Genomic DNA, 1,059 nt, shown 5'->3' with positions numbered 1-1,059 from the left:
TGTTCGTTCGGCCTGTTCGGCGGGCATCGCGGCGAGCCGGCCGGCCAGCGAACCCACCTCGACCGCCTGCCCGGCGACGGCACGCCGCACGGGCGCCTTGACCAGGCCCTGCATCAGCGGAGGAACACCGATGCCGTCGGCGTCGGCGTGGCTGCGCACGGCGGCCAGGTCGAGCCGGGCGGCGACCAGGTGGGACTGGCCGGAGGCCCGCGCCGCATCCAGCAGGGACAGGCCGAATGCACTGGGCATGGGCAGGATGCCGGTGCGGGCCATGCGGGCGACCTCGGTGTCGCCGAGGTGCGCGGTCATGGCGCTGCGTTCTTCCCACATGCCCCAGGCGACGGCCTGTCCGGGGAGGCCGAGCGCCTGCCGGTGACGCGCCAGCTCGTCCAGATAGAGGTTCGCGGCCGCGTAGTTGGCCTGCCCCGGGCCGCCGACCGTGGCGGCAGTGGACGAGTACAGGATGAATTCGGTGAGTTCGTGGTGGTGGCGGGTGAGTTCGTGGAGGTTCCAGGCGGCGTCGGCTTTGGGGCGCAGGACGCGGTCGACGCGGTCGGTGTCGAGTTCGGGGATGATGCCGTCGTCGAGGACTCCGGCGGTGTGGATGACGCCGGTCAGCGGGTGTGCGGCGGGGACACGGGCGAGGGCGGTGGCGAGTGCGTCGCGGTCGGCGGCGTCGCAGGCGACGAGGTCGACGCGGGCGCCTGCCTGTTCCAGGCCGGTGACCAGCTGGGCGGCGCCGGGGGCGTCGGGGCCGCTGCGGGACAGCAGCAGCAGACTGCGCACCCCGTGTGCGGTGACGAGGTGGCGGGCGAGGAGACTGCCCAGGGTTCCGGTTGCGCCGGTGACGAGGTAGGTGCCGTCGGGGTCGGGCCTGCGGGGCAGGGTCAGGACGACCTTGCCGATGTGCCGGGCCTGGCTGACGTGCCGTAGTGCTTCGGGGGCCTGGCGGATGTCCCAGGCACGCACCGGCGGCAGCGTCAGCACACCTTGTTCGAACAGGTCGAGGAGTTCACCGAGCATGGCCTGGACCCGGTCCAGGCCCGCGTCCAGGAGCTC

The 1,059-nt window shown here is 73.2% G+C and carries 1 protein-coding gene; it reads right to left on the bottom strand.

The window, feature by feature from the left end; translation table 11 throughout:
- Positions 1-1,059 (bottom strand): beta-ketoacyl reductase (locus ACLF6P_RS29855; RefSeq protein ID WP_415954543.1); only part of this gene is annotated, 1,059 nt, incomplete at both ends.

This window comes from Streptomyces lothianensis, from assembly GCF_047779955.1.
Classification (GTDB): domain Bacteria; phylum Actinomycetota; class Actinomycetes; order Streptomycetales; family Streptomycetaceae; genus Streptomyces.
This window is presented reverse-complemented; position numbering and strand designations above follow the sequence as displayed.